Annotated in this window: 17 protein-coding genes and 2 pseudogenes; 16 read left to right on the top strand and 3 right to left on the bottom strand. The window is 39.3% G+C overall.

Features of this window, described 5'->3' with window-relative positions; translation table 11 throughout:
- Positions 1-6: 6 nt before the first annotated feature.
- From FTX43_RS08640 to FTX43_RS08655, 4 genes and pseudogenes are all read left to right on the top strand, one after another.
- On the top strand, positions 7-402 hold the full coding sequence (locus FTX43_RS08640; protein ID WP_147606989.1) for a hypothetical protein: 396 nt from the start codon (positions 7-9) through the stop codon (positions 400-402).
- Positions 402-1,655 (top strand): annotated as a pseudogene (locus tag FTX43_RS08645) (lipase). The gene FTX43_RS08640 and the pseudogene FTX43_RS08645 overlap by 1 nt, the downstream one beginning before the upstream one ends.
- A gap of 11 nt (positions 1,656-1,666) precedes the next feature.
- The gene (locus FTX43_RS08650) at positions 1,667-1,990 is read left to right on the top strand and encodes a hypothetical protein (protein ID WP_002305582.1); all 324 of its coding nucleotides are present in this window, start codon (positions 1,667-1,669) and stop codon (positions 1,988-1,990) included.
- On the top strand, positions 1,983-2,249 hold the full coding sequence (locus FTX43_RS08655; protein ID WP_002305583.1) for a hypothetical protein: 267 nt from the start codon (positions 1,983-1,985) through the stop codon (positions 2,247-2,249). Before FTX43_RS08650 ends, FTX43_RS08655 begins: the two co-directional genes overlap by 8 nt.
- A gap of 162 nt (positions 2,250-2,411) precedes the next feature.
- On the opposite strand, the gene FTX43_RS08660 is transcribed toward FTX43_RS08655, so the two are convergent.
- A complete protein-coding gene (locus tag FTX43_RS08660) occupies positions 2,412-4,757 on the bottom strand; it encodes a transglycosylase domain-containing protein (RefSeq protein WP_147606991.1) in 2,346 nt (781 codons plus the stop codon).
- 278 nt (positions 4,758-5,035) lie between these two features.
- Between FTX43_RS08660 and FTX43_RS08665 the strand changes: the two genes are divergently transcribed.
- Positions 5,036-5,938 carry a deoxyribonuclease IV gene (locus FTX43_RS08665; protein WP_002335980.1) on the top strand — a complete coding sequence of 301 codons (903 nt, stop codon included), beginning with the start codon at positions 5,036-5,038 and terminating at the stop codon, positions 5,936-5,938.
- A gap of 210 nt (positions 5,939-6,148) precedes the next feature.
- Positions 6,149-7,924, top strand: a complete 1,776-nt coding sequence (locus FTX43_RS08670) for a glucosyltransferase (protein WP_147606994.1) — start codon at positions 6,149-6,151, stop codon at positions 7,922-7,924.
- Between the two features lie 84 nt (positions 7,925-8,008).
- Here the strand turns inward: FTX43_RS08670 and FTX43_RS08675 are convergent, their stop codons facing one another.
- The gene (locus FTX43_RS08675) at positions 8,009-9,595 is read right to left on the bottom strand and encodes an Nramp family divalent metal transporter (protein WP_002320293.1); all 1,587 of its coding nucleotides are present in this window, start codon (positions 9,593-9,595) and stop codon (positions 8,009-8,011) included.
- Positions 9,596-9,845: 250 nt separating this feature from the next.
- Here FTX43_RS08675 and FTX43_RS08685 point away from each other — a divergent pair, with 250 nt between their 5' ends.
- From FTX43_RS08685 to FTX43_RS08705, 5 genes and pseudogenes are all read left to right on the top strand, one after another.
- Complete coding sequence (locus FTX43_RS08685) at positions 9,846-10,070, top strand: YneF family protein (protein WP_002291670.1); 225 nt, start codon at positions 9,846-9,848, stop codon at positions 10,068-10,070.
- Between the two features lie 141 nt (positions 10,071-10,211).
- Positions 10,212-11,963: an ABC transporter ATP-binding protein gene (locus FTX43_RS08690; RefSeq protein ID WP_002291671.1), complete on the top strand. Its 1,752-nt coding sequence runs from the start codon at positions 10,212-10,214 to the stop codon at positions 11,961-11,963.
- Complete coding sequence (locus tag FTX43_RS08695; protein ID WP_002329480.1) at positions 11,963-13,747, top strand: ABC transporter ATP-binding protein; 1,785 nt, start codon at positions 11,963-11,965, stop codon at positions 13,745-13,747. Before FTX43_RS08690 ends, FTX43_RS08695 begins: the two co-directional genes overlap by 1 nt.
- A 458-nt stretch (positions 13,748-14,205) precedes the next feature.
- Positions 14,206-15,056, top strand: a pseudogene (licT, locus tag FTX43_RS08700) (BglG family transcription antiterminator LicT).
- Positions 15,057-15,152: 96 nt separating this feature from the next.
- Entirely contained in the window at positions 15,153-17,039 is a 1,887-nt protein-coding gene (locus FTX43_RS08705) for a beta-glucoside-specific PTS transporter subunit IIABC (protein ID WP_002291680.1), read from the top strand.
- 40 nt (positions 17,040-17,079) lie between these two features.
- Here FTX43_RS08705 and FTX43_RS08710 read toward each other — a convergent pair whose 3' ends face one another.
- Positions 17,080-17,982, bottom strand: coding sequence for a MurR/RpiR family transcriptional regulator (locus FTX43_RS08710; protein WP_139902373.1), 903 nt, complete (start codon positions 17,980-17,982; stop codon positions 17,080-17,082).
- Between the two features lie 229 nt (positions 17,983-18,211).
- Here FTX43_RS08710 and FTX43_RS08715 point away from each other — a divergent pair, with 229 nt between their 5' ends.
- The 5 genes from FTX43_RS08715 (at position 18,212) to FTX43_RS08735 (ending at position 24,426) form a co-directional block, all read left to right on the top strand.
- Positions 18,212-19,615: a 6-phospho-beta-glucosidase gene (locus tag FTX43_RS08715; protein WP_139902375.1), complete on the top strand. Its 1,404-nt coding sequence runs from the start codon at positions 18,212-18,214 to the stop codon at positions 19,613-19,615.
- Positions 19,615-21,048, top strand: a complete 1,434-nt coding sequence (locus FTX43_RS08720; RefSeq protein WP_147606996.1) for a 6-phospho-beta-glucosidase — start codon at positions 19,615-19,617, stop codon at positions 21,046-21,048. The genes FTX43_RS08715 and FTX43_RS08720 overlap by 1 nt, the downstream gene beginning before the upstream one ends.
- A 144-nt stretch (positions 21,049-21,192) precedes the next feature.
- Complete coding sequence (gene trxB, locus FTX43_RS08725; RefSeq protein WP_002291688.1) at positions 21,193-22,119, top strand: thioredoxin-disulfide reductase; 927 nt, start codon at positions 21,193-21,195, stop codon at positions 22,117-22,119.
- Positions 22,120-22,332: 213 nt separating this feature from the next.
- On the top strand, positions 22,333-24,060 hold the full coding sequence (locus FTX43_RS08730; protein ID WP_002291690.1) for a phospho-sugar mutase: 1,728 nt from the start codon (positions 22,333-22,335) through the stop codon (positions 24,058-24,060).
- 15 nt (positions 24,061-24,075) lie between these two features.
- Positions 24,076-24,426: a helix-turn-helix transcriptional regulator gene (locus tag FTX43_RS08735; RefSeq protein ID WP_002316410.1), complete on the top strand. Its 351-nt coding sequence runs from the start codon at positions 24,076-24,078 to the stop codon at positions 24,424-24,426.
- The last annotated feature ends 38 nt before the right edge of the window (positions 24,427-24,464 follow it).

Below are 24,464 nucleotides of genomic sequence, written 5' to 3' on the forward strand. Positions count from 1 at the left end.
ACGTTCTTGTCACGGAAAATAAGAAAACGCAGCTTAGCCATTTTGTTAATCGTCATATTAGGAATCGGAGGGAAAGTCTACATGGACAAAAGAGAAGCACAAAGACAGAAAGATTTACTCGCAGTAGAAAAACAGTCCGTCAAAGTTCTGAAAAATACCTTTGCGGATATCAAGGAAGTGAAGATTGAAAAATCTGCTCGAAATGAAATGACGGGTTCATACCGGATAGTTATTCTAATGACTAATAAACAAGATCAATCGATTTATTTTTCTTATAGTTTTTGGAAAGAAAGAAATGAGATAGGAAGTTACGGAATAGTTGATGAAAAAAAGCAAAAAGAAGGAAATACGCTCAATAAAGTTAAAGTAACTTACTCTAATGGAAATGAGGAAAGTATTTAATGATTACTGACAAACAATATAGTGAATTAAGTGATGCTGTTTACTGGCTAGATCCTAAACATAGAGACTATGTACCTGAAATGCAAGAAAATTTAAGTTTTAAAATTAACGGCACTATGTATAAAATCCTAAAAATCAAAAACTCCTTCGACGGCATGCAGGCGATGGCTGCAGCGCCAATCAAGGACGGTAAAGTGGATCTTTCTCAAGTAGTGATTGCCTTTGCAGGAACGAACTTAAGTGATTGGAAAGATTTGGAAACGGATGCAAGGAGTGTCATGAATCTCTACGGGAATAGACCAGGAGCAAGTTTTTCTGAAAAAGCAACAACAAACAAGATTTTATCCGTTAGTGGATTGAAAACAGCGGGGCAAATCAATTCAGCGATTGCATTTGCTAATGAAGTAAAAAAGGAATATGGAGAAGCTGCTATTTCTACTACCGGCCATTCATTAGGTGGATTCTTAGCATTATATGTAGCAGCAGAGAAACAATGGAAAAATGTCGGCTTCAACGGGCCGGACCCGTATGATCTCTTATCACCAGAAGCAAAAAAATGGGTGGAAGAAAATCCCGGTATGCTCACCAATTACCGAAATCACACCGATTTTATCGGTAATTTTGGTGGTAATGGCACAGGTGCTGAAGTTCGGATCAGTATGGAAACAGCATTCTTGAATCTGCTTGCTTCCCACAGTTTAACCTCTTGAAAGTTTGATGAAAATGGAAAGCTGATTATTCCTGAAAATGAAAACAATGTTAAAGCTCGAAAACAACAGAAAGAAAACCAAGCGACCCAGTTGTTTTCCTATCAGTTGCAAGAACTGAACAACATACGTAAAAAACTACGATTAAGTGGCGGTCGGCTGACAGTTAATGAACAAATTTACTTAGATGACACACAAGCTAGGTTAGTAGTGGAAAAGTTATCGGCAAAAATGAAAAGCGCTATGGAAGAAGTTATCCGCATCAATCAAAGAGGAATTTTTGAGCTAGAGAAAAAATGGCAAGAAGGCTTGCGGCAAGCACGTGTTGTCGCCCCTTCGTTGACTGAACAGGAAATCATAGAAGCATTAGCTAGTGTGGGCGCCACAAAAGAGAACTTAGTCGATTCTGCGAAAGAAGTCTATCTGCTGCGAATCAATAAGGCAAGACGTATGGGGGAGGCCTTTGATACATTGGCGAAGGAGATCCAAGACAAAATCAATGAAATCGTGGCACGAGATCGAGAATTAGCACAGCAATTCAATTAAAGGAGAAGTAGATGAAACTAGAAGAATTGGAAAGAGATTATCGAAGTGAACGAAGACAATTAGAAGCTCAAGAAGATGAATTGATCCACTTTAAGAATCAAGGATTACGATTGATGGAGCAAGAGGAGCAGCGACTGCATCATGTATTAAAGAACTTAGCTTTAGATAATGAGCCTCTGTTTCAAGCAAGACGAAGTTATTCGAATTATCAGGAGCATTATCAACAAGCCCTACAAGTAGAACGACGAAAACTCTATCAGCAGCAAGACGAACTAGAACGTTCCTATCGTCAAAAAATCAGACAAATAACTATGGAGAAATCATCTTATGAATGAATTTTTAATGCAATTACTAAAAGAATTAGAGAAAAATCTACATCGATCAAATGTACGTTCAGTTGGTATGGGGATATCTCAGCAAATTTGGGCAGAAAAACGATTGACAGATCAAAACCACCAAATGACTGCAGAAGAAGCTGCTCAAGAATTTTCTAACCGACATGTACACTTGAAAGAATCAGTAAAAGGTCAATTTGCAGAAAAACTAACCGAATTATTCCAAAGACAAGAAAAGAAATTAAAACAGTTTCGTTAGTAAAGTTATATAGAAAAATTTTGTGAAAATGGCTTTTCACATTTTTACATAAATTTGTCTTAATATCGTAGATGCAAGCTTTTGAACACCATTTATTCGGAAAAAGGGAGCTGTGACAAGATTTTTGTCGCAGCTCCCTTTAATTCTGATTAATCTATTAGATCAATCATCTTTATCGTCTGATTCTTTGGTCTCTGGATTCGCTCTAGCATAAGCTGAAGCGGTGTTCCAGTAATCTGTATAGTTTTCATCGGTACCGCCAACGCCAAATTTAAAGGCGCTTTTCTTCGGTCCATTTTTTGCCCATAGCGATTCAACTGTTTTTCCTGGTGTTTGGATGGATTTTTTATTGACAGTAACTTTTCCAGGTGTTTGACCAGTAAATCCAGATACTTTTTTCTTCATCACATCAGATGATAATTCGAATTTCTCATCAGTGCCAAAAATGTCAGGTTTTGCTTGGTAAGCTTGATTGATCAGATTGGCAAGATAATTAGCCGAACGTATCCTTGCTTGGCTGTCCATTCCAGTATTGTCATCGTGCCCTGCCCAGCTACTGATGGTAATAGACGGAGTAGAGACAATTAGCCATGAATCTCGGTATTCATTGGTAGAACCAGTTTTTCCGACCCAATCTGCTTTTCCTAGATTTCCGTTTAAGCTTGAGATGGCATCTTTGAATGGTGTAGTGATTTTTGCATTGATCACACTACGCATCATGTCATTCATGATCGATGCTGTTGCTTCCGAATAGATCCGGACAGAGTTGCTTTCATGTTTATAAATTACATTTCCTGCGTTATCTGTGATGGAATCGATGATATAGCCTTCTTCATAGACCCCGCCGTTTGCTAAAGCCTGAAATCCGTTGGTCTGTTGAAGCGTTGTGACATCTACTGTACCTAAAGGAGCAGATTCAACGCCCCAATTGTCATTTGCCGGGTAGTTCATCTTTGCCAAGTAGTGCTCGTAAGCATATTGTTTCGATCCACCGGAATTCAACACATCTTGATATAAGTGATAAGCCGGGATATTGTTGGACCATTCTAGTGACTCACGGACGGTTTGAAAGGTGTTCGATCCTTCGTTAGTAGCATTGACGATTTTCTCGCCAGCATTTTCTCCTTCTTGCCAAGTTGTTGCATAATCTGATACACGGGATTCTGATCCGATAAGCCCCATATCGATTGCAGGACCGTAAACAAGAACCGGTTTGATGGATGAACCAGCTTGACGTTCTGTATCAAAGGCGTGGTTATTTTGATTCTGGCTGTAATTCCGGCCACCCACGAAGCCATAGATACGTCCGGTTCTGTTATCCATCAATACATTTCCAGTCTCCACTTGGCTACCAGCACCATCATCTAACATATAGCCGTAATTTTCTACGCCGGTTTGCAATGCAGCATAGATATCTTTATCGATCGTCGAATGGATCGTATATCCTTTGTTTTGGATCGTTTGCTGTGCTTTTTGATAATAAGCTTCACTGACCGATGAATCTGACATATCAGCATTATCTTTTTCTGCCAATTGTTGTGCAATAATCCTTGTTGCTTCGTTCATCACGGTATAATACAAGAATTCTCTGTCAGTCTGTTCCGCGATTTGTTGTGGGAGAAAGTCTTTTGTAAGATCATAGGCTTTCGCTTCTTCGTATTGTTCTTTCGTAATTTGGCCTTCACGATACATACTGAATAAAACAAAATCTTTTCTGGCAAGGCCGGCAGAAAGATCTTCTTTTAGCGCGCCTGTGTTCGTGTATGGACTATACGTGATCGGGCTTTGGGGTAATCCAGCGATATAAGCAGCTTGCGGCAGAGTCACATCTTTTGCATCTACACCAAAGATTCCTCTTGCAGCTTCCTGGACTCCAGCAATGTTTTGTCCCTTATTATTACGACCAAATGGTGAGACATTCAAATACGTAGCAATGATCTCATCTTTTGAAAAGTATTTTTCTACTTGTGCAGAAAGAATGATCTCGTTTGCTTTACGTTTGAATGTTGTTTCATCTGTAAGGATCTGCTGTTTGACTAATTGCTGTGTCAAAGTTGATCCACCAGAAGAGCCAATACCAGTAGCTTCAGATACTAATGCTCGTAAAACAGCCTTAGGAACGTAACCTTGGTGTTTATCGAAGTATTCATCCTCTGTGCTGATAATTGCAGTTTTCAATAAAGGTGAAATTTTATCAGATGAAATAGTCGTGCGCATCAGATCTGTCTGGATTTTTGATATCTCTGTATTATCTGCATAAACAATCTTTGACGTTTCTGTAATGTTTCCTAGTTCTGTCTGCAGTGCTTTTTTAGTCGGCAATTGTGTGTCTTCGACGAGATAGGCAAAATAGCCAGCGCCTATTCCAATACCTAGAGCTGCGAACATCAAAAGAAGAACAGTAATAAAAACAGTCAATGATTGAAAAACTCTAAAAATAATCTTAGGAACAAACCATTTTTCTTTTTTTCTTCTATTCTGTTTTTTTCGAGTATTTTTGCGTGGCAAAAGGGTCACCTCAACTAATGGTTTTATTTCGCTAATTATAGCAAATAATAGAACAAAAAAACAGACAAGGCTGTTTTTGGCAGGAATTTCTTTTTTAAAGGAGTTAAAACGTGAGAAAATGATCTTTTTTATAAAAGAGTTCTTAAGCTTTTCTTTAGAGAAAATTTCAGTTACTATGGAGAACAGGGCAAAGAAAAATCAATCATTTTCTTTGTATATCATCTTACCAATATATAGGAATTGTTCGAAACAATTGCCTTTCAAGGAGGAATCCATCCATGTTATTAGGCTCACACGTCAGCATGAGCGGAAAGAAAATGCTGTTAGGAGCAGCAGAAGAAGCAGCCAGTTATGGATCTTCGACTTTTATGATCTATACAGGAGCCCCTCAAAACACTAGAAGAAAAGCCATCGAAGAGATGAATATTGATGCCGGAAAAGCATTTATGGCAGAAAACGGACTAACAAATATCGTCGTTCATGCGCCCTATATCATTAATTTGGGAAATACGATCAAACCAGAAATGTTTCCATTTGCTGTACAATTTCTGAGAGAAGAGATTGTTCGTGCGGAAGCTTTAGGTGCTACTCAAATCACCCTTCACCCAGGCGCTCATGTAGGAGCAGGGGCAGAAGCTGGGATTGCTAGAATTATTGAGGGTTTGAATGAAGTTTTGACAAAAGAACAGACGGCACAGATCGCTTTGGAGACGATGGCAGGGAAAGGTACGGAAATCGGTCGAACATTTGAGGAATTAGCGCAAATCATCGATGGAGTAAAATTGAATGAAAAATTATCCGTTACTTTTGATACATGTCATACGAATGATGCCGGATATAATATAAAAGAAGATTTTTCAGGTGTGATGGAAGAGTTTGATAAGGTCATCGGATTAGATCGGCTTAAAGTACTCCATATCAACGATTCTAAAAATCCACAAGGTTCTCATAAAGATCGGCATGCCAATATCGGTTTTGGAACAATTGGATTTGACACATTGAACAAAATCGTCCATGATCCAATGTTTGACAACATTTCGAAAATCTTAGAAACTCCATATGTCGGTAAAGATAAAAAGAAAGCTTACGCACCATATGGAAAAGAAATTGCCATGTTCAAAGCGCAAGCATTCGATCCCGAAGTGTTCCCTGAGTTATTAGCAGAAGAAGTCACACTTTAAGTTTTCTATCTGACAGCAACAAAAAAGGATTGGGCAGTCTGCCTTGTCCTTTTTTGTTTAAGAAACAAAGGAGTGCTTTTTGCAGTCGTTTTCGCCATGCTCCTTTCGCCCCCTCTTTTTAAATTCAGACAAACAGGGTATACTGATAGAAAAGTAAAAAACGAAAAGATTCACAAGCAAGTAGCAAAACGTGATTGAAAGGACGAAAAGATGCTGAACACTTTAAACCCCTTGATCGACCAACTAAAAAAGAAACATACATACTTTATTCTTGGCATAGCCGTATTATTTACAATTATTCGGTTGTATTTATATAGTAAAGCAATCTATGGAACAGATATGTCGGCAACCTATGATGATCAGCTGCTGATTCACTATGCTCAAAATATTTTGGATGGTAAATGGCTAGGGGAGTACACGACTACGACACTTTCAAAAGGGATCTCCTACAGCTTGTTTTTAGTACTTGCACATAAACTGCATCTTTCTTATGCAGTTTTGTTCGGCATGTTCAGTATTCTTGCCAGCATATTGGTTGCACTAGCGTTTAAACCGATCGTGAAGAACAAGTATCTTCTTTTAAGTATCTATTTTTATTTTTTGTTTTCTCCGATTAGTTTTACACATGAGTATTCTACTCGAACGTATCGTAATGCTCTCGTGATCCCGGCTGTTGAGATCATTATCGCTTGTTTACTAGCTATTTATTACCGTAAATATAGTTCCCGCAGAAAATTGCTGCCGTGGTTTTTAGGGCTGGCTGTTTCTTTTCCTTTCTTTTGGTTCATTCGCGAAGATTCCATCTGGCTTCTTCCTTTTACTGTAGTCGCGTTAGGCATCAGTTTCGTTCAGATCTTGCTAGGACAAGACTTTTCTTTCAAAGAAGCAAAGAAGTTAAAAGAACGACCATTTCTCCTTTCGAAACAAGAATGGCTGAAACTTTCATTGTTTTTACTCCCTCTAGTCGGTTTCTCCATCGTCTATCAGTGGATCGAATATAAAAACGAGACAACATATGGTATTGCCACCATCAATGACCGTTCGAGTGGCGAATTTGGACGTTTGATGAAACAGCTGATCCGAATAGATGACGAAACGAACTTAAATAAAGAAAACAGTGAGATATGGGTCTCGCATGCTGCGTTAAATAAAGCATTAGACGCATCTCCTACATTTCATACTGTTTCTACTCGTATTGACGAATTGTATACGACTCATGCGTGGACCCAAGGTGGAAAAGTAAAAGAATTACCAGGAGATATCATTTTTTGGGCATTGCGAGATGTGGTAAGCGAATCTGGTTATTACCAAAACAATGCAAAAGAAACCAATGATTTTTGGAAAAAAGTCAATCAAGAATTAGAAGAAGCCTATCAAAAGGGAACTATCAAAAAGAAAAAAGAATTCTATCTGATGGGATCAGGGGATGGAAAGACGATGAATGATCTGCCAATCGTATTTGCTTTTCTGAAATCAGGATATGCCTATGCATGGCGATACAAAGATTTCCATCAAGGGGGGAATTATAGTTTCGGGACGCAAGAACAAGTCGAACAGGCACAAGAACTATTGAATCTTCCACTAATGGATAATTGGATCGATAGCAGTGATCCGAGAACACCTGATTTCCAGTTGACAAAAACAGCAAAAGTCGCGAATGTCATGATAAAAATTTACCAAGTTTTGGCCATTCCCGTGCTGATTGCTTCAATAGCAGGGATATTACTTATGGTACTAGGAACCGTATTTGCAAAAGCTGATCGTGCCTATTATAGTTCCTCTTTGATTGTAGTCATCGGATTAATACTGACACAATTGGTTTTTCTTTTCGGCGTCTCGTGGTTTTGTTCTTATGCGCCAGAAAAAAAGGATTATTTTTTAAGTGTCTACACTGGCGCAGGTGTGCCATTAACGCAATTCATCGTAGTAACAAGCATGCTAGTTTTCAGTAAATTGAATCTGAAAAAAGCTTTATCTTCTAAATAAAAACATACTAAAAGTAGAGGGGAACATCATTGACGAATGATGTTCCCCTCTACTCTTAGTATGTTTGTGTGAAAGAATCAGTTTCTATTCGATTTCTTCTATCGTTTCTTGCAAACGCTGTTCATATTTTTTGTTTCCTTTATATAAATCACCAATCGTCCATGCCAACAGGAGAAGGACAAGAACAATGATTACATAAGCGATTTGATCAGCCAATGCTAGTTGAGCTGAGGTGGCTTGCTCGCCGAAGAAACTTTCGATTTGACCTGGTAATCCTCGTAAGTTCAAGTAAGTCAGACTAATCACAGAGAACCAGCCAAGTAGTTTTACAACAAATGAATTTTTGAATCGGCTCCCCATCTCCGCTTGGCTATTGGTCATCATCAGTAAAGGAATCATCGAGAATGGCAATGCAAAAGCCAGAAAAACTTGGGATTCATTCATCAAGTTATTCAAAGCGGTATGTTCTTCAATCGTTCCTTTTGTACTTGTAAACAAAACACAAATCAATACAGGAATCACAGAAAGCAATCGTGTGACTAGTCTTCTTAGCCAAATTGGGATACGCATATGGATGAAGCCTTCCATGATGACTTGACCGGTCAACGTACCAGTAATAGTAGAGTTCTGGCCAGAAGCAAGAAGTGCTACAGCAAATAAAGTGGACAAGATACCAGATTTTGCCACAGCAATCAAGATACCATTGCTCATAGCTGATGGATCAGATAAAGCTTCATACAGACCAAAAAAGGAAGGATCTTGGACAGAACCGGTTTTGAATACAGCAACACCCATGATCAATAGCAGTGCATTGACTAGAAAAGCCATTGACAACTGGATATTAGAATCCCAAGTAGAAAAGCGTACCGCTTGTGCTACATCTTCTTCGTCTTGGTGATCGATCTTCCGAGTTTGAGAAACTGCTGAATGAAGATATAAGTTATGCGGCATGACTGTTGCACCAATAATCCCTAAAGCTCCAGTCAGCGGAGTTTCACCGCCGATGACAGGTGAGTCTGAGAATGTATGACTGTTAGGGATAAAGCCGGCAAACAAACTGTGCCAATCAGGGTTAGACAAGCCAACTTGATAGACGAAAACGAATAAAATGACGAAAATCAAGCAGACAACCAAAGCTTCGATTTTACGAAATCCGACTTTTGTCAGCAATAAAAGGACGAAAACATCTAACACAGTGATAAATACGGCAATTACCAATGGAATATCAAAAAGCAGGTAGAGGGCGATTGCTGCACCAATGACTTCTGCGATGTCTGTTGCCATAATGGCTAATTCAGTCAAGATCCATAAAATGACACCCAATGTCTTACTTGTCCGTGCTCGGATTGCTTGGGCCAAATCCATTTGGGTCACGATTCCTAATTTTGCTGCCATATATTGTAAAAGCATAGCAATCAGACTAGACATCAAAATAACTGACATCAATAAATATTGGAAATTTTGTCCACCAGTGATCGAAGTGGACCAGTTACCTGGATCCATATAACCCACTGCTACTAATGCACCTGGTCCAGAGTAAGCAAGAAGTGTTTTAAAAAAACTTTTTCCCTTGGGTACATCCACTGTTCCATTTACTTCAGCTAAAGATAAACCATTTGTATGTTCAATAAGTCGATGCTTATGAAATTGTTTGTTGGATTGATTATTCAAGAAAAAACCACCTTTCCTATTTATCTACGATTACATTCTACACCTCAGAAAGAAAAAATTAAAGAAAAAGATTCGGTATGCCTAATTTTTTTTCGTGGCGTGTCTTGCTGGTTAATGAAAGAAATTTTGTTCTTCTCTAAAAAAACCACTATTTTTTGCATGAAACTAAAGAATACGCCTTTCTTTTTTCAATAAACTTTAGTAAAATAAATCATTGAGAGCAATTCGGAAATAGAAAGGAGAGATTTATATGGTATCAACAGGTATTGTCGTACTTATTGCTATTATTGCTTTGCTAATCGGCGCAGTAGGTGGCTTTTTCCTAGCGCGTAAATATATGAAAGACTATTTAGAAAAAAATCCTCCCGTTAATGAGGACATGTTGCGATCAATGATGATGTCAATGGGGCAAAAACCATCTGAGAAGAAAATTCGCCAGATGATGCAGCAAATGAAGAACCAAGGGAAAAAATAGGTTCTGACCCAAAGACTTTTTGCGGGCTGATTTTTTCAGTCCGTTTTTTATTTCGTAATTTGTTAGACTATTCAGACTATTCAGCAAAAAAGACAAGCACAGACAATCCTATGCTCTTGATAAAGACAAAGGAGGAGTAAAATGTCGATTTTTAGAAAATTAGGTTGGTTTTTTCGACAGGAAAAGAAACATTATTTAATTGGGATTTTCTCCCTATTCGCAGTGGCCTTGGTACAGTTAGTTCCTCCAAAGGTGATTGGGATCATCATTGATGAGATTGCCGATAAAAATTTATCAATAAAGATCATTTCCTGGTGGATCTTATTATTGATCCTTGCAGCTCTCTTACAATATCTTTTTCGTTATATCTGGCGGACGAATATTTGGGGAAGTGCAGCTCGGTTGGAGAAAGAACTTCGGCAGCAGCTATTCAAACATTTTACAGAAATGGACAATCTCTTTTACCAAAAATATCGGACTGGAGATTTGATGGCTCATGCAACGAATGATTTGAATGCAATCCAGAATGTAGCAGGAGCTGGTATCTTGACCTTTGCAGATTCAGTGATCACGGGCGGAACAACGATCATTGCGATGATTTTGTTTATTGATTGGCGCTTAACACTGATTGCGCTGATTCCTCTGCCTTTGCTAGCCGTTACTTCACGAGTGCTGGGGTCAAAACTCCACGATGCTTTTCGTGATTCGCAAGAAGCTTTTTCTAGTATCAATGATAAGACACAAGAAAGTATCACTGGGATCAAAGTCATTAAAACATTTGGACAAGAAAAAGAAGATCTCGCGGATTTTGAAGAAAAGATTGAAGATGCAATTATTAAAAACAAACGAGTCAATTTTTTAGACTCCTTATTCGATCCATTCATTACCTTGATTATCGGTCTGTCTTATGTTGCAACAATTATTTTAGGTGGAAAGTATGTCTTGGAAGGCACGATCTCGATCGGGCAGATGGTCTCATTTATTAGCTATATCGGTATGCTTGTTTGGCCGATGTTTGCGATTGGTCGATTGTTCAACGTATTGGAAAGAGGAAATGCTTCTTATGATCGCGTCAATGAACTTTTGCATGAAAAGACGCATATCGTGGAACAACTGGGTGCAGTGCAGACCCCGGCAAAAGGCGAGCTGAATGTAGCTATTTCCTCTTTTAACTATCCGAAAGAAGAATCACCAGCATTAGAACAAATCAAATTTGTGATCCAAGAAGGAGAAACATTAGGTATTGTTGGGAAAACTGGTGCGGGAAAAACGACAATCATCAAATTACTGATGCGTGAATACGATGATTATCAAGGAAAAATCCAATTTGGCGGACGTTCGATCAAAGAATATTCATTGAATGCTTTATTAGGATCAATCGGCTATGTGCCTCAAGATCACTTCTTGTTTTCGATGACCATTCGAGATAATATCCGTTTTTCTAATCCAAAACTTTCAGAAGAAGAAGTAGAGCATGCGGCTTCTTTAGCATTTATCAACAATGAAATCAAGGAATTGCCAAAAGGTTATGATACCTTAGTTGGAGAACGTGGAGTCTCTTTATCTGGCGGACAGAAACAAAGGATTTCGATTGCTCGAGCATTGATCAAAAATCCTGAATTGCTGATCTTAGATGATGCACTTTCTGCAGTAGATGCCAAAACAGAAGAAGCTATCTTGCATAATTTAAAAGAAATAAGAAAAGAGAAAACAACCATCATTGCAGCTCACCGTTTAAGCAGCGTGATGCATGCAAAAGAAATCATTGTTGTCGATCAAGGGAAAATCATTGAACGAGGAACCCATCATGAGCTGCTTGCATTAGGCGGCTGGTATGAACGAATGTGGGAGAAACAGCAATTAGAAGCGAAGATAGAAGGAGGCGAGGCCTGATGGATGAAAATTATCAATCGGAATGGACAAAATCGATTCCACTTAAAGAACAGAAGAAGATCATCAAACGACTGATGAAGTTCGCCAAACCTTTTAGAAGAACGTTCATCGTTGCTATCTTATTTGCGTTTGCCCTGTCTGTGATCAATGTCCTATTGCCAAGGATCATCCAAACTTTTATGGATGATCATCTGGCTAAACAGTCGGCTACGACACAAGTTATTTTGTTTTTTGCTGGTATGTACTTGTTTGGAGTCATAGTCAAAAGTATCATTTGGTTTTTCCAATGGTATTTGTATTCCATGGCTTCATTGAAGACCTATCAGTATGTTCGGGTAAGATTATTTGAAAAGCTGCATACACTAGGTATGCGTTATTTTGATCAGACACCGGCAGGATCGACTGTTTCTCGAGTGACAAATGACACAGAAACGCTATTTGAATTTTGGTATGTCTTTTTGATGGTATTGACTGGGATCTTTGCAGTCGTTTCTTCCTTCATTGCCATGTTTCAAATCAATGGAGAAATTGCCTTGTGGACTTTGGTGTTCTTGCCGATTTTAGGAATCGTCATCTGGTATTACCAGAAATTTAGTTCTCGTATTTACCGGAATATGCGGGAAAAATTAAGTCAGCTGAACACGAAATTGAATGAATCGATTTCCGGCATGCGTATTATCCAGCAGTTTCGCCAAGAAGCTCGTTTAGCTAAAGAATTTGAACAAGTGAACAACGAGTATTTAGACACGCGCTATGCGATGATCAAAACGAATTCGATTCTGTTAAGTCCGATCATCAATTTTCTATATGCATTGGCGATTGCGTTGGCGTTGACTTTGTTTGGGATCGATGCGTTGCATTCTCCCGTAGAAGTTGGACTGATCTATGCATTTACGACCTATGTCCAGGGATTTTTTAATCCAATGTCTCAAATGATGGACTTTTTGAGCACCTTTACAGATGGAATGGTTGCCGGTAGTCGCATTTTGAAAATCATGGATACAGAAGAATATGCACCGCAACAAAATCCTGGAGCAGATCAAGCGATTACTTCAGGTAAGATCGAGTTTCGCAATGTAAGCTTTTCTTATGATGGAGAGCACAATGTATTGAACAATATCTCTTTTGTCGCTAATCCGGGAGAGACCGTTGCATTAGTGGGGCACACCGGAAGCGGAAAAAGCTCGATCATCAACGTATTGATGCGGTTTTACGAATTTTATGAAGGCCAGATCTTGATTGATGATCATGACATTCGAGAATATCCAATGGAAGAGTTACGTAAGAAAATGGGATTGGTCTTGCAAGATGCCTTCTTGTTTTATGGAGATATCGCAGGAAATATCCGGATGATGAATCCAGCTATCACAGACGAACAGATTCGCCATGCAGCTGAGTTTGTTCAAGCAAACAAGTTCATCGATGAATTACCAAAAGGATATCACTCAAAAGTGATCGAACACGGTGCCAGCTATTCTAGCGGACAACGACAGCTGATCACTTTTGCGCGAACAATCGTGACAGATCCTAAAATACTAGTATTGGATGAAGCGACAGCAAATATCGATACTGAAACAGAAGGATTGATCCAAGAAGGATTGACAAAAATGCGACAAGGACGGACAACGATTGCGATTGCCCATCGGCTGTCCACGATTCGGGATGCAGAATTGATTTTAGTTTTAGACAAAGGTCATATAGTAGAACGCGGGAATCATGAAACACTTCTAGCGCAAAATGGTTTGTATGCAGATATGTACAAACTGCAAAGCAGTGGTGTGTAAAAAGTGGTTGTGACAGGGCTCCGTTCAGCTTTAGGTGATAAGAAAAAAATTGTAAAAAAGGCTTTCCAGATTTTTGCATAAATTTGGCTTATCACCGATAAGCTGGTACTGGAACACCGTATATTAGAAGTTGTGACAGTAGCATAGTAGCATTTTGACCTAAGCGCTAGAGTGAAAATAAAACAGAGCTTCCCAGATTCTTCATCTGTGAGCGGTAGTGTCGTAGTCACCAGATTTAAAAAAAGATCACGACAGCTAGTCAGAAGTGCCTAATAGCCGCTAAGAAAGCGTTGACAAAAACATTTACTTTCGATAATATAAAGAAAACGATACAACTTGGATAGTGATTGCCTGATGCAAGCTAAACCTGATGAGTCTCCCATGGTTCCATGGACGGCTTTTTGGGTTTTTCTTTTTGTTTTGGATACAGCCCTATATATCATGGAAAGGAGCAAAACATGCTGATTGAGAAAGTACTGAATAACAACGTCGTAATAACCAGGGATGAAAGAAATCAGGAAATGATCGTGATGGGAAAAGGTTTGGCATTCAAAAGAAAGTGGGTGACCCGATTTTTGACTCATGCATCGACAAAAAATTTCAGTTGACAAATGACGGACTTTCACAACAGTTCCAAGAATTGGCACAAGCGATTCCTCTTGAGTACTTAGAAATTTCTTGTGAAATCATTGAATATACAAAAGAGGCTCTACAAGTCCAGTTGAATGATTCGGTGTATATTGCATTGACGGATCATTTGTATACGGCTATCGAACGTCACAAAATGGGAATATTTGTACCAAATGTATTGCTGTATGATATCAAACAACTATTTCCTAAAGAGTATGCCATCGGGAAAAAAACAGTGAAGAAAATCTCGGATAAATACCACATCAAGTTATCAGAAGATGAAGCCGGATTTATCGCATTGCATTTAGTCAATGCACAAGGCATTCAAAGCCAACAAGACAATACCTACCTGTTTACTACAACAATACAGGATATTCTAAATATCGTCCGCTATTACTATAAGATTACATTTGATGAAGATTCAGTCCATTTTTTTCGATTCGTCACACACCTACGTTTTTTTCTGACACGCGTCCTAGATGGAGAAAAAACAGAAGTGGGAGAAGTTTCTGAGGAATTGTTCCAGGTTATTCAAAAAAAATATAAGGACACGTTTGGTTGCGTTGAGAAAATAGCAGACTTTTTAGCCGAGGCATTCAACTACCAGATGTCCACGGACGAAAAAATGTATTTAACGATTCATACTACGCGTTTAGTGCATGAGAATCGTTGTAAATAAATAAAAAAAGGAGGATAAATTAACAAGAACGTATGAAATAAGGGTAGTGACATTCAGTTGGCTAAACCTTCCACTAATAAATTGGAGGGAATAGAAATGGGAAAATATCAAGAATTAGCGAGCAAAATTGTAGAAAATGTCGGCGGAAAGGAAAATATCAATGGTTTGACACATTGTATCACAAGGCTTCGTTTCAAATTAAAAAACGAAGAAAAAGCAAATGATGAGATCTTGAAAAATATGGACGGTGTTGTGACGGTAATGCGAGCGGGAGGACAGTACCAAGTTGTTATCGGGAATCATGTGCCAGTCGTGTTTGAAGAGGTTATAAAAGCAGGAAACCTTACTTTTGATGAGGCTGTTTCAACAGAAAAAATGAGACCGTTTGATATGCTTATTGATGGAATATCGGGCTGTTTCCAGCCATTCCTTGCTATTCTAGCTGCTGGTGGGATGATTCGTGGACTGACAGCATTACTTGTCTTCTTAGGCGCATTTGACCGCGGTTCTGGCACATTTGTTATGTTTGATAATATCGGTGATTCTGTATTCCAATTTATGCCTGTTATTATCGGTTTAACAGCTGCCCGTAAATTTAAAGTAAATGAATTCGTAGGGATGTTGCTTGGCGCAGCATTAATGAATCCTAGCTTGTCGCTGGAAGCTTTGAGTGGTGCAGCAGAAGCACCACTGACGACCATATTTTCTGGTACTATTTTTGAAGCACCTATTTATCAAACAGTATTCGGCATTCCCTGGATTGCGCGTAACTACGCTTCTTCTGTCATTCCCATTATCTTTATTGTGTTGTTAGCTAGCCAAATTCAGAAGCCAATTAAAAAGTTAGTACCTGAGATGATCGCGAATTTCTTCGTTCCATTCTTCACCGTTCTTATTACAATGCCCTTAGGTTTTTTACTCGTTGGACCAGCATTCACATTCGCAACTGATATTTTAATGGCTGGATTTGAAACACTTTTAGCACTTTCGCCAGTTATTTATGGAGCAATCGTAGGCTTCTTCTGGCAAATTCTAGTGATGTTTGGTCTCCATTGGGCAATCGTACCAATGGGATTGATGCAATTTTCTGTGAATGGCTGGCAAAATATCATGACACCTGTTGCAGTAGTGTCTTTTGGACAAACTGCAGCACTTACTGCACTCTACTTTAAGCTTAGAAACCCAAAAGACAAAGCAATCGCAATACCAGCCATTGTTTCTGGTATTGTGGGGATTACAGAGCCAGCTATTTATGGGTTTACATTGCCACGTAAAAAAATATTTATTTTTACCTGTGTCGGTGGTGCGTTAGGGGGTGCGTATAGTGGATTAATGAATTTAACTTCTTGGAATCAAGGTGGATTAGGCATCTTTACAATTCCCAACTATATTAGACCAGATGGTGATTTAACGGATGTGATTAATGTATTGATTGGAATCGCCATTGCGACGGTGGTATCCTTTGCGCTGACTTTTTTCTTTTGGAAGGAGGAAGCAGGTGAAACAGATGATAGACAGAAAAGATCAGGTAAAGAAATTGTAAAAACACCGATACAAGGACAAATCGCTCCACTGAATGCAGCAAAGGATGCAGCTTTTGCACAAGGAACACTAGGTCGAGGAATCTTGATCTACCCTGAAAAAGGAGAAGTACGTGCCCCTTTTGACGGAACAGTCATGACCCTGTTCCCGACGAAACATGCAATCGGAATGGTTTCTGAAGCAGGTCTGGAATTGCTGATTCATGTCGGATTGGATACTGTTCAGTTGGAAGGGAAATATTTTGAAAGCTTGGTGCAGCAAGGAGAAAGAGTGAAACAAGGCGATCTGTTGCTCCGCTTCGACAAAAAGAAAATCGAAGAGGAAGGATACAGTTTAGAAACACCTGTGATCGTCACCAATTACACGGATTATTTGGATATTTTGGAAAATCAAGGGGAGACGGTCGGGCCAGACGATGCACTTATCACCGCACTGACCTGAACGGTTAGGTGAAAGAATGGACTAGGCTTAACTATTCTTTTTATTCCACTTCTTTATTTTCGAAATTGAAAGGCTCTTTCATGATGGCTGAGCTGATAGGGCGTTTATCAAATTTTTGTCCTACAGAAATTAGATGGACTAAATTCTGTTGATAATTTTCTGCAAAAACACAACTATATAACACGTCTAGAAGATAACAAATCGATGTATTGATCGTAAAATTACCAATTTTCGAATACAGTCGTTCGCGTGTCGTAAGTCGCAAAGCGGCTGTACTCATTGAAGATAGCGTTGAAACACCGATACTGGTCAAAGCTAAAATTGGCACATGATTTTGTTTCAATATTTCTGCGGTACGAAGGATCACATTGTTTTCACCCGTATAAGAAATCAGAATCCCGCACATATCACTCGTGCAATTGTACGCTTCATAGAACGATTCACCAAAAGTGGTGACAATCGTGACATCCATTTTGATGCGCTTCATTTTCAGCATGAAATCTTGAGAAATCAAAGTATTCGAGTTACTGGCGAAAATCACGATTTTTTTTGCTTGAAGCATTAGTTGTTTGGCTTTTTGCAGTTGGTCATGATGAATGAGAGAAAGTGTATCTTGAATCGTCATCTGTTCTAAAGAAGCCATTTTATTTGCGATCGTCATAATACCGTCTGTGGTGGAAAAAGGAAGATTCGCATCTACGTCTTGAAAATTCCCTTCAAGATAGGCTGTTTCAGCTAAAAAAGCATTACGAAAACTGACCCAGCCATCAAAACCCATTTTTTTTGCTACACGGATGAGTGTGGACGGGTGGACATAACATCGCTCAGCAATCTCTTGGATGGTCATTTCGCCAAGTGCTGGAGAATCGCTTAAGAGAAACTGAATCACTTCATTTTCTGAAGGAGAAAAGGAGATTTCTTTGATTTTTTCACGTAATAACATGTAGATACTTTCTTCTTGTTTTTTTACGTAAATTATAACTTTTTTGAAAATGATTTGTAAACGGATTTATGTTATATAGCTTAATAAAGACATTTTTTGACAAGATATTTACAAAAATCCAGAAGAAAACACTAACTTTTGTAAATGTTACTGGAAAGAAACGAATTTCTATTGTTTGTTTTGTTTACAAAAAAGATAATAAAAGTGTAAAAAGTAAAGGAGTGAGAACATGGCAAAAGGAATCAAAATCGCTACGATTGGTGGAGGCAGCAGTTACACCCCCGAGTTGATGGAAGGATTTATCAAAAGATATGAGGAATTACCGATACGAGAAATCTGGCTCGTAGATGTAGAAGAAGGAAAAGAAAAGCTTGAGATCGTCAGTCAGATGTCTCAGCGTATGTGGGATGCTTCTCCGTATGAAGTCAAAATCTATGCAACTCTGGATCGGGAAGAAGCATTGAAAGATGCGGATTTTGTTACGACTCAGTTTCGTGTCGGTCAATTAGATGCACGAATCAAAGACGAGCGGATCCCTAGTTATTATGGGATGATTGGGCAAGAAACAAATGGTGCTGGCGGGATATTCAAAGCTTTTCGTACTGTTCCAGTGGTTTTGGCAATCGTTGAAGACATGAAGCGTTTATGTCCAAATGCTTGGCTGATCAATTTCGCGAACCCAAGCGGGATGGTGACAGAAGCAGTTATCAGATATGGCAAATGGGATAAAGTGATCGGATTATGCAATGTGCCAGTAATGGCGATGATGACAGAACCAACAATGCTTGGCAAGAAAAAAGAAGAGCTGATCTACAAGTTTGCCGGTCTAAATCACTTCCATTGGCACAAAGTAGCAGATAATAAAGGAAATGACCGCACGGCAGAATTGATTGATCGTTTATACGATGAAGACAATGGATTGCCGAAAAATATCTTTGATATCCCGTTTTTCAAAGAACAATTAAAACAAATGAACATGATCCCTTGTGGCTACCACCGCTATTACTATCGTGAAGAAGAAATGCTGGAACATGCTTTAGAAGAATATCAAACGATTGGTACAAGAGCGCAGCAAGTGAAAGAAACAGAAGCAGAGCTGTTTGAATTATACAAAGATCCAGAGTTGGATCATAAACCTGAACAATTGCAAAAACGAGGTGGTGCTTATTATTCAGATGCTGCCTGTGAAACGATTGCTTCGATCTATGGAAATAAAGAAACACAGATCGTGGTATCTACAAAGAATGATGGAGCTGTTCCTGATCTGCCGGCAGATTGTGTAGTAGAAGTCACTGCCTATGTTGTCGCACAAGGCGCACGAAATGTAGCGTTTGGTTCCCTTCCTGCTGCTGAAAGAGGCTGGTTGCAAGTAATGAAGAATATGGAATTGCTGACGATCGAAGCAGCCGTGACTGGTGATTATGGAACAGCTTTACAAGCGTTTACGATCAATCCGCTTATACGATCAGGAAAGACAGCAAAACGGATCATGGATGAGTTGTTTATTGCACATCAGCAGTATTTACCGCAATTCAAGGAAACAATCAGCCGGTTAAAAGCAGAAGGAATCGAAGTCCAAGATGAACTGGCAAGAGAATTATCAAGCAATACACATGTAATGGAGGAAGTATGATGGGATTCAGAAAAAATTTTTTATGGGGCGGAGCTACAGCAGCCAATCAATGCGAGGGCGGTTATGATGAAGGCGGACGTGGGTTAGCGAACGTAGATGTTGTGCCAATCGGAGAAGACCGTTTTCCTGTCATTACTGGAAAAAAGAAAATGTTTGAATTTGATGAAAATCATTTTTATCCAGCAAAAATTGCGATCGATATGTATCATCATTATAAGGAAGATATTGCTTTATTTGCAGAAATGGGGTTCAAGACTTATCGGATGTCCATTGCTTGGAGTCGTATTTTTCCAATGGGCGATGAAAAAGAGCCAAATGAATCTGGTTTGAAATTTTATGAGGATGTCTTTAAAGAATGTCAAAAGTACGGGATCGAGCCGCTTGTGACGATTACACATTTTGATTGTCCGATGCATTTGATCAAAGAATATGGTGCGTGGCGTTCCAGAGAACTCGTTGGTTTTTATGAAAATCTGTGCCGAGTCATCTTCAATCGCTATAAAGGACTTGTCAAATATTGGTTGACATTCAATGAGATCAATATGATCCTTCATGCACCATTCATGGGCGCAGGGCTGTATTTTGAAGAAGGAGAAAATGAAGAACAAATCAAATATCAAGCGGCACATCATGAGTTGGTTGCAAGTGCCATCGCAACGAAGATTGCTCATGAAGTAGATCCGGAGAACAAAGTAGGCTGTATGCTGGCAGCAGGAGCATATTATCCATACACTTGCAATCCTGAAGATGTTTGGGCTTCTAGAAAATCAGATCGAGAAAATTATTTCTTCATTGATGTCCAGTCACGAGGAGAATATCCCGCTTATGCATTGAAAGAAATGGAACGAAATGGCATTCAGATCAAAATGGAACCTGGGGATGCCGCATTGCTGAAAGAACATACTGTTGATTTTATCTCCCTTTCTTATTATTCTTCTCGAGTTTCGACTACTGACAACGAACTCTTGGAACAGACTGCAGGAAATATCTTTGCTTCTGTCAAAAATCCATATCTGGAAGCAAGTGAATGGGGTTGGCAAATTGATCCATTAGGCTTGAGAATAACGATGAATGATATTTATGATCGTTATCAAAAACCACTATTTATTGTAGAAAACGGCTTAGGTGCAGTCGATACGCCCGATAAGAATGGTTATGTGGAAGATGATTATCGAATCGACTATCTGGCAGCACATATCCAGGCAATGAAAGATGCAGTAGAATTAGATGGAGTCGATCTATTAGGCTATACGACTTGGGGATGTATTGATTTAGTATCAGCTGGTACAGGTGAGATGAAGAAAAGGTACGGATTCATTTATGTCGATCGTGACAACGAAGGAAATGGCACATTAGCCCGTTCGAAGAAGAAATCATTCAACTGGTATAAAAAAGTAATTGATTCAAATGGAGAAAATCTTTCGAATGATTGATCAATGATTTATAAAAGTCTATTGTTTTTCAGCGGATTTTTCGAGTATAATAAAGCTATTCGAGAAACGCAAGCAGAACAATAGACTTTTTTTCGCATTGGCTGTAAAGTATGCTTACTTGATTAAGTAAAGGAGAATCTACATATGTATGATGTAATCGTTATTGGCGCAGGTCCTGCTGGGATGACTGCTGCTTTATATGCTTCACGTTCAAACTTATCCGTATTGATGATCGAACAAGGCGCCCCTGGCGGCCAAATGAACAATACGGCAGAAATCGAAAACTATCCTGGTTTCGATTCAATCATGGGTCCTGATCTAGCTTATAAGATGTATGAAGGTGTTTCAAGATTTGGGACAGAAAATGCTTATGGAATCGTGCAAGATATCAAGGATCACGGCAGCCACAAAGAAGTTATTTGTGAAGATAAAACTTACGAAGGAAAAACAGTCATTATCGCAACAGGCTGTATCCACCGTAAATTAGGCGTACCTGGCGAGGAAGAATTTGCTGGACGTGGCGTTTCTTACTGTGCAGTTTGTGATGGTGCGTTTTTCCGTAACAAACGTCTAGTAGTGATCGGAGGAGGAGACTCAGCAGTAGAAGAAGCCATCTATTTGACACAATTTGCTTCTGAAGTAGTCATCGTCCACCGTAGAGATGAATTACGTGCACAAAAGATCATCCAAGACCGTGCATTTGCGAATGAAAAAATTTCCTTTATGTGGGATACAGTCGTTGACGAAATCGTTGGGAATGAAATGGTAGTGACAGGTGTGAAAGCACGTAATGTCAAAACCGGCAATGAGTTTGATTTGGCAGCAGACGGAGTATTCATCTATGTTGGACTGGATCCATTAACTGCACCATTTAGAGAAGCTGGGTTGACGAACGAAGCCGGCTGGATTCCAACAGACAACGAAATGAAGACGAATATACCAGGCGTTTTTGCCATCGGAGATGTTCGTGAAAAAGATTTGCGACAAATCACTACTGCTGTTGGTGATGGTGGGATCGCTGGACAACAAGTGTATAAATACTTGGAATCTTTAGAAGAAACAACTGCATAAGTTTAAAAAGAGTGGAAGAACGGTTTCAATTGTTCTTTTACTCTTTTTTTTCGCGTGAAATCTACTGAATCCGATTTATGCGAATACTTGTAACCGTGCTTGATAAAAGAATCTTTTCTTGATTTAAGCGTTTTTTGGTCCTCATACTTTCATATCTAATAAGTGAATGCTATACTTATTAAGAACCATATTTCAGAAAGAGGTGTTATTTTCATGTCTTGGGAACAAGTGTATGAACAATGGGTACATGAAGAAAATTTAGAAGAAAACTTAAAAAAACAATTAAATGATCTGGGTGAAGATCCTGAAAAACTTGAAGATGCTTTTTATGCACCGTTGGAATTCGGTACTGCAGGCATGCGGGGAATCTTAGGACCTGGGATCAATCGAATGAACATCTATACGGTAAGACAAGCAACAGAAGGACTTGCACGTTTCATGGATACACAAGGCGAAGAAACAAAACGCCGAGGTGTCGCTATCGCTTATGACTCACGCCATCAATCACCAGAATTTGCCATGGAAGCAGCCAAAACATTAGCACATCACAATATCCCATCTTATGTATTCGAAAGTCTACGTCCAACACCAGAGCTTTCTTTTGCAGTCCGTCATTTGAAGACGTTTGCGGGAATCATGGTAACTGCATCCCACAATCCAGCAGCTTACAACGGATATAAAGTCTATGGAGAAGATGGGGGACAAATGCCTCCTGCAGACGCAGATGCATTGACGAAATATGTCCGTGAAGTCAGCAATCCGTTAAAAGTTGAAGTATTATCTGACGAAGAAGCTGAACATAGCGGATTGATCACGATCATCGGAGAAGAAGTGGATGCCGCTTATCTAGAAGAAATCAAAGCAGTAACGATTGATCATGAATTGGTGGAAACAATGGGGAAAGATTTGAAACTTGTGTACACACCACTTCACGGAACAGGAAAAATGTTAGGCGAACGTGCGTTGAAACAAGCTGGATTCGAACAATTCGTACTAGTTCCAGAACAAGCTGTCGCAGACCCAGATTTCACTACAGTCAAATCACCAAATCCAGAAGAACACTCTGCTTTTGAGTATGCGATACGACTTGGCGAGAAAGAAGGCGCTGATTTGCTGATTGCAACAGATCCTGATGCAGACCGTTTAGGTGCAGCCGTTCGTTTGCCAAATGGCTCCTATGAAGTATTGACCGGAAACCAAATCGGAGCACTGTTTGCTCAATATATTTTGGAAGCACACCAATCGCGAGGCACTTTACCTGAAAACGCAGCGGTATTGAAATCGATCGTTTCTAGCGAATTGCCTACAGCAATTGCGGAACACTATGGGGCTACCATGTTCAATGTATTGACAGGATTCAAATTCATTGCTGAAAAAATTCAACAATTCGAAGAAGATCATTCCCATACTTTTATGTTCGGATTCGAAGAAAGTTACGGTTATTTAGTTAAACCTTTCGTTCGCGACAAAGACGCGATCCAAGCATTGCTCTTATTAGCAGAAGTAGCAGCTTACTATAAAAAACAAGGCAAAACGTTGTATGACGGCTTGCAAACGATTTTTGAAACCTATGGCTACTACGCAGAAAAAACGATTTCTGTGACAATGAGCGGACAAGAAGGTTCTGCGAAAATCTCTGCTTTGATGGAAAAATTCCGTGAAGAAGCACCAACAGAATTTGCCGGAGCAAAAGTCATCCAAACAGAAGACTTCAAAGAGTTGACGAGAACAAACCGTGAAGGAAATGTAGAAAAACTAACGACACCGCCATCTGATGTATTGAAGTATACGCTGGAAGAAAATGGCTGGATCGCTATCCGTCCTTCAGGAACTGAGCCGAAAATCAAGTTTTATATCGGTGTAAAAGGAAACTCTTCAGAAGACGCAGCTGAAAAAGTAGCCGCTTATGAAGCGATTATCCAAAAGATGACAGAAGAATAAAAAAACTTGAGACTGATGGAAAAAGTGGTAAACTTTAGAAGTCAGTCTTTTTTCAAGTTGGAGGTGAATGGATTGCCAGACACGCAAAAAACAAAAGTAGAGAAAGTCAGCCAACTATTCAAAATGTTGAGTGACCCCACTCGTCTCAAAATTCTGCTGTATCTGAAAGACGGGGAACAAAATGTGACAGCAATCACCCAAGCAGTGGAAATGGAACAATCTGCTGTATCGCATCAACTGCGTTTATTAAGAGAAAACCATGTCGTCAAGTCCCATCGTGAGGGAAAAGCGATTTTGTATAGTCTTGATGATTCTCACGTACTGGATATTTTGAACCAGACACTCAAACATGTGGAACATCAATAACGATAGGTGCAAATAGAGACAAACTGGACTGTGTCAAC

The sequence above is a fragment of the Enterococcus sp. DA9 genome, from assembly GCF_008000875.1.
In the GTDB taxonomy this organism is placed as follows: Bacteria; Bacillota; Bacilli; order Lactobacillales; family Enterococcaceae; genus Enterococcus_B; species Enterococcus_B lactis.

Excerpts from the sequence above, each read along its gene's own strand:
- FTX43_RS08650 (WP_002305582.1), top strand. The coding sequence starts at position 1,667 with ATGAAACTAGAAGAATTGGAAAGAGATTATCGAAGTGAACGAAGACAA.
- FTX43_RS08655 (WP_002305583.1), top strand. The coding sequence starts at position 1,983 with ATGAATGAATTTTTAATGCAATTACTAAAAGAATTAGAGAAAAATCTA.
- FTX43_RS08665 (WP_002335980.1), top strand. The coding sequence starts at position 5,036 with ATGTTATTAGGCTCACACGTCAGCATGAGCGGAAAGAAAATGCTGTTA.
- FTX43_RS08670 (WP_147606994.1), top strand. The coding sequence starts at position 6,149 with ATGCTGAACACTTTAAACCCCTTGATCGACCAACTAAAAAAGAAACAT.
- FTX43_RS08685 (WP_002291670.1), top strand. The coding sequence starts at position 9,846 with ATGGTATCAACAGGTATTGTCGTACTTATTGCTATTATTGCTTTGCTA.
- FTX43_RS08690 (WP_002291671.1), top strand. The coding sequence starts at position 10,212 with ATGTCGATTTTTAGAAAATTAGGTTGGTTTTTTCGACAGGAAAAGAAA.
- FTX43_RS08695 (WP_002329480.1), top strand. The coding sequence starts at position 11,963 with ATGGATGAAAATTATCAATCGGAATGGACAAAATCGATTCCACTTAAA.
- FTX43_RS08705 (WP_002291680.1), top strand. The coding sequence starts at position 15,153 with ATGGGAAAATATCAAGAATTAGCGAGCAAAATTGTAGAAAATGTCGGC.
- FTX43_RS08710 (WP_139902373.1), bottom strand. The coding sequence starts at position 17,982 with ATGTTATTACGTGAAAAAATCAAAGAAATCTCCTTTTCTCCTTCAGAA.
- FTX43_RS08715 (WP_139902375.1), top strand. The coding sequence starts at position 18,212 with ATGGCAAAAGGAATCAAAATCGCTACGATTGGTGGAGGCAGCAGTTAC.
- FTX43_RS08720 (WP_147606996.1), top strand. The coding sequence starts at position 19,615 with ATGGGATTCAGAAAAAATTTTTTATGGGGCGGAGCTACAGCAGCCAAT.
- trxB (WP_002291688.1), top strand. The coding sequence starts at position 21,193 with ATGTATGATGTAATCGTTATTGGCGCAGGTCCTGCTGGGATGACTGCT.
- FTX43_RS08730 (WP_002291690.1), top strand. The coding sequence starts at position 22,333 with ATGTCTTGGGAACAAGTGTATGAACAATGGGTACATGAAGAAAATTTA.
- FTX43_RS08735 (WP_002316410.1), top strand. The coding sequence starts at position 24,076 with ATGGAAAAAGTGGTAAACTTTAGAAGTCAGTCTTTTTTCAAGTTGGAG.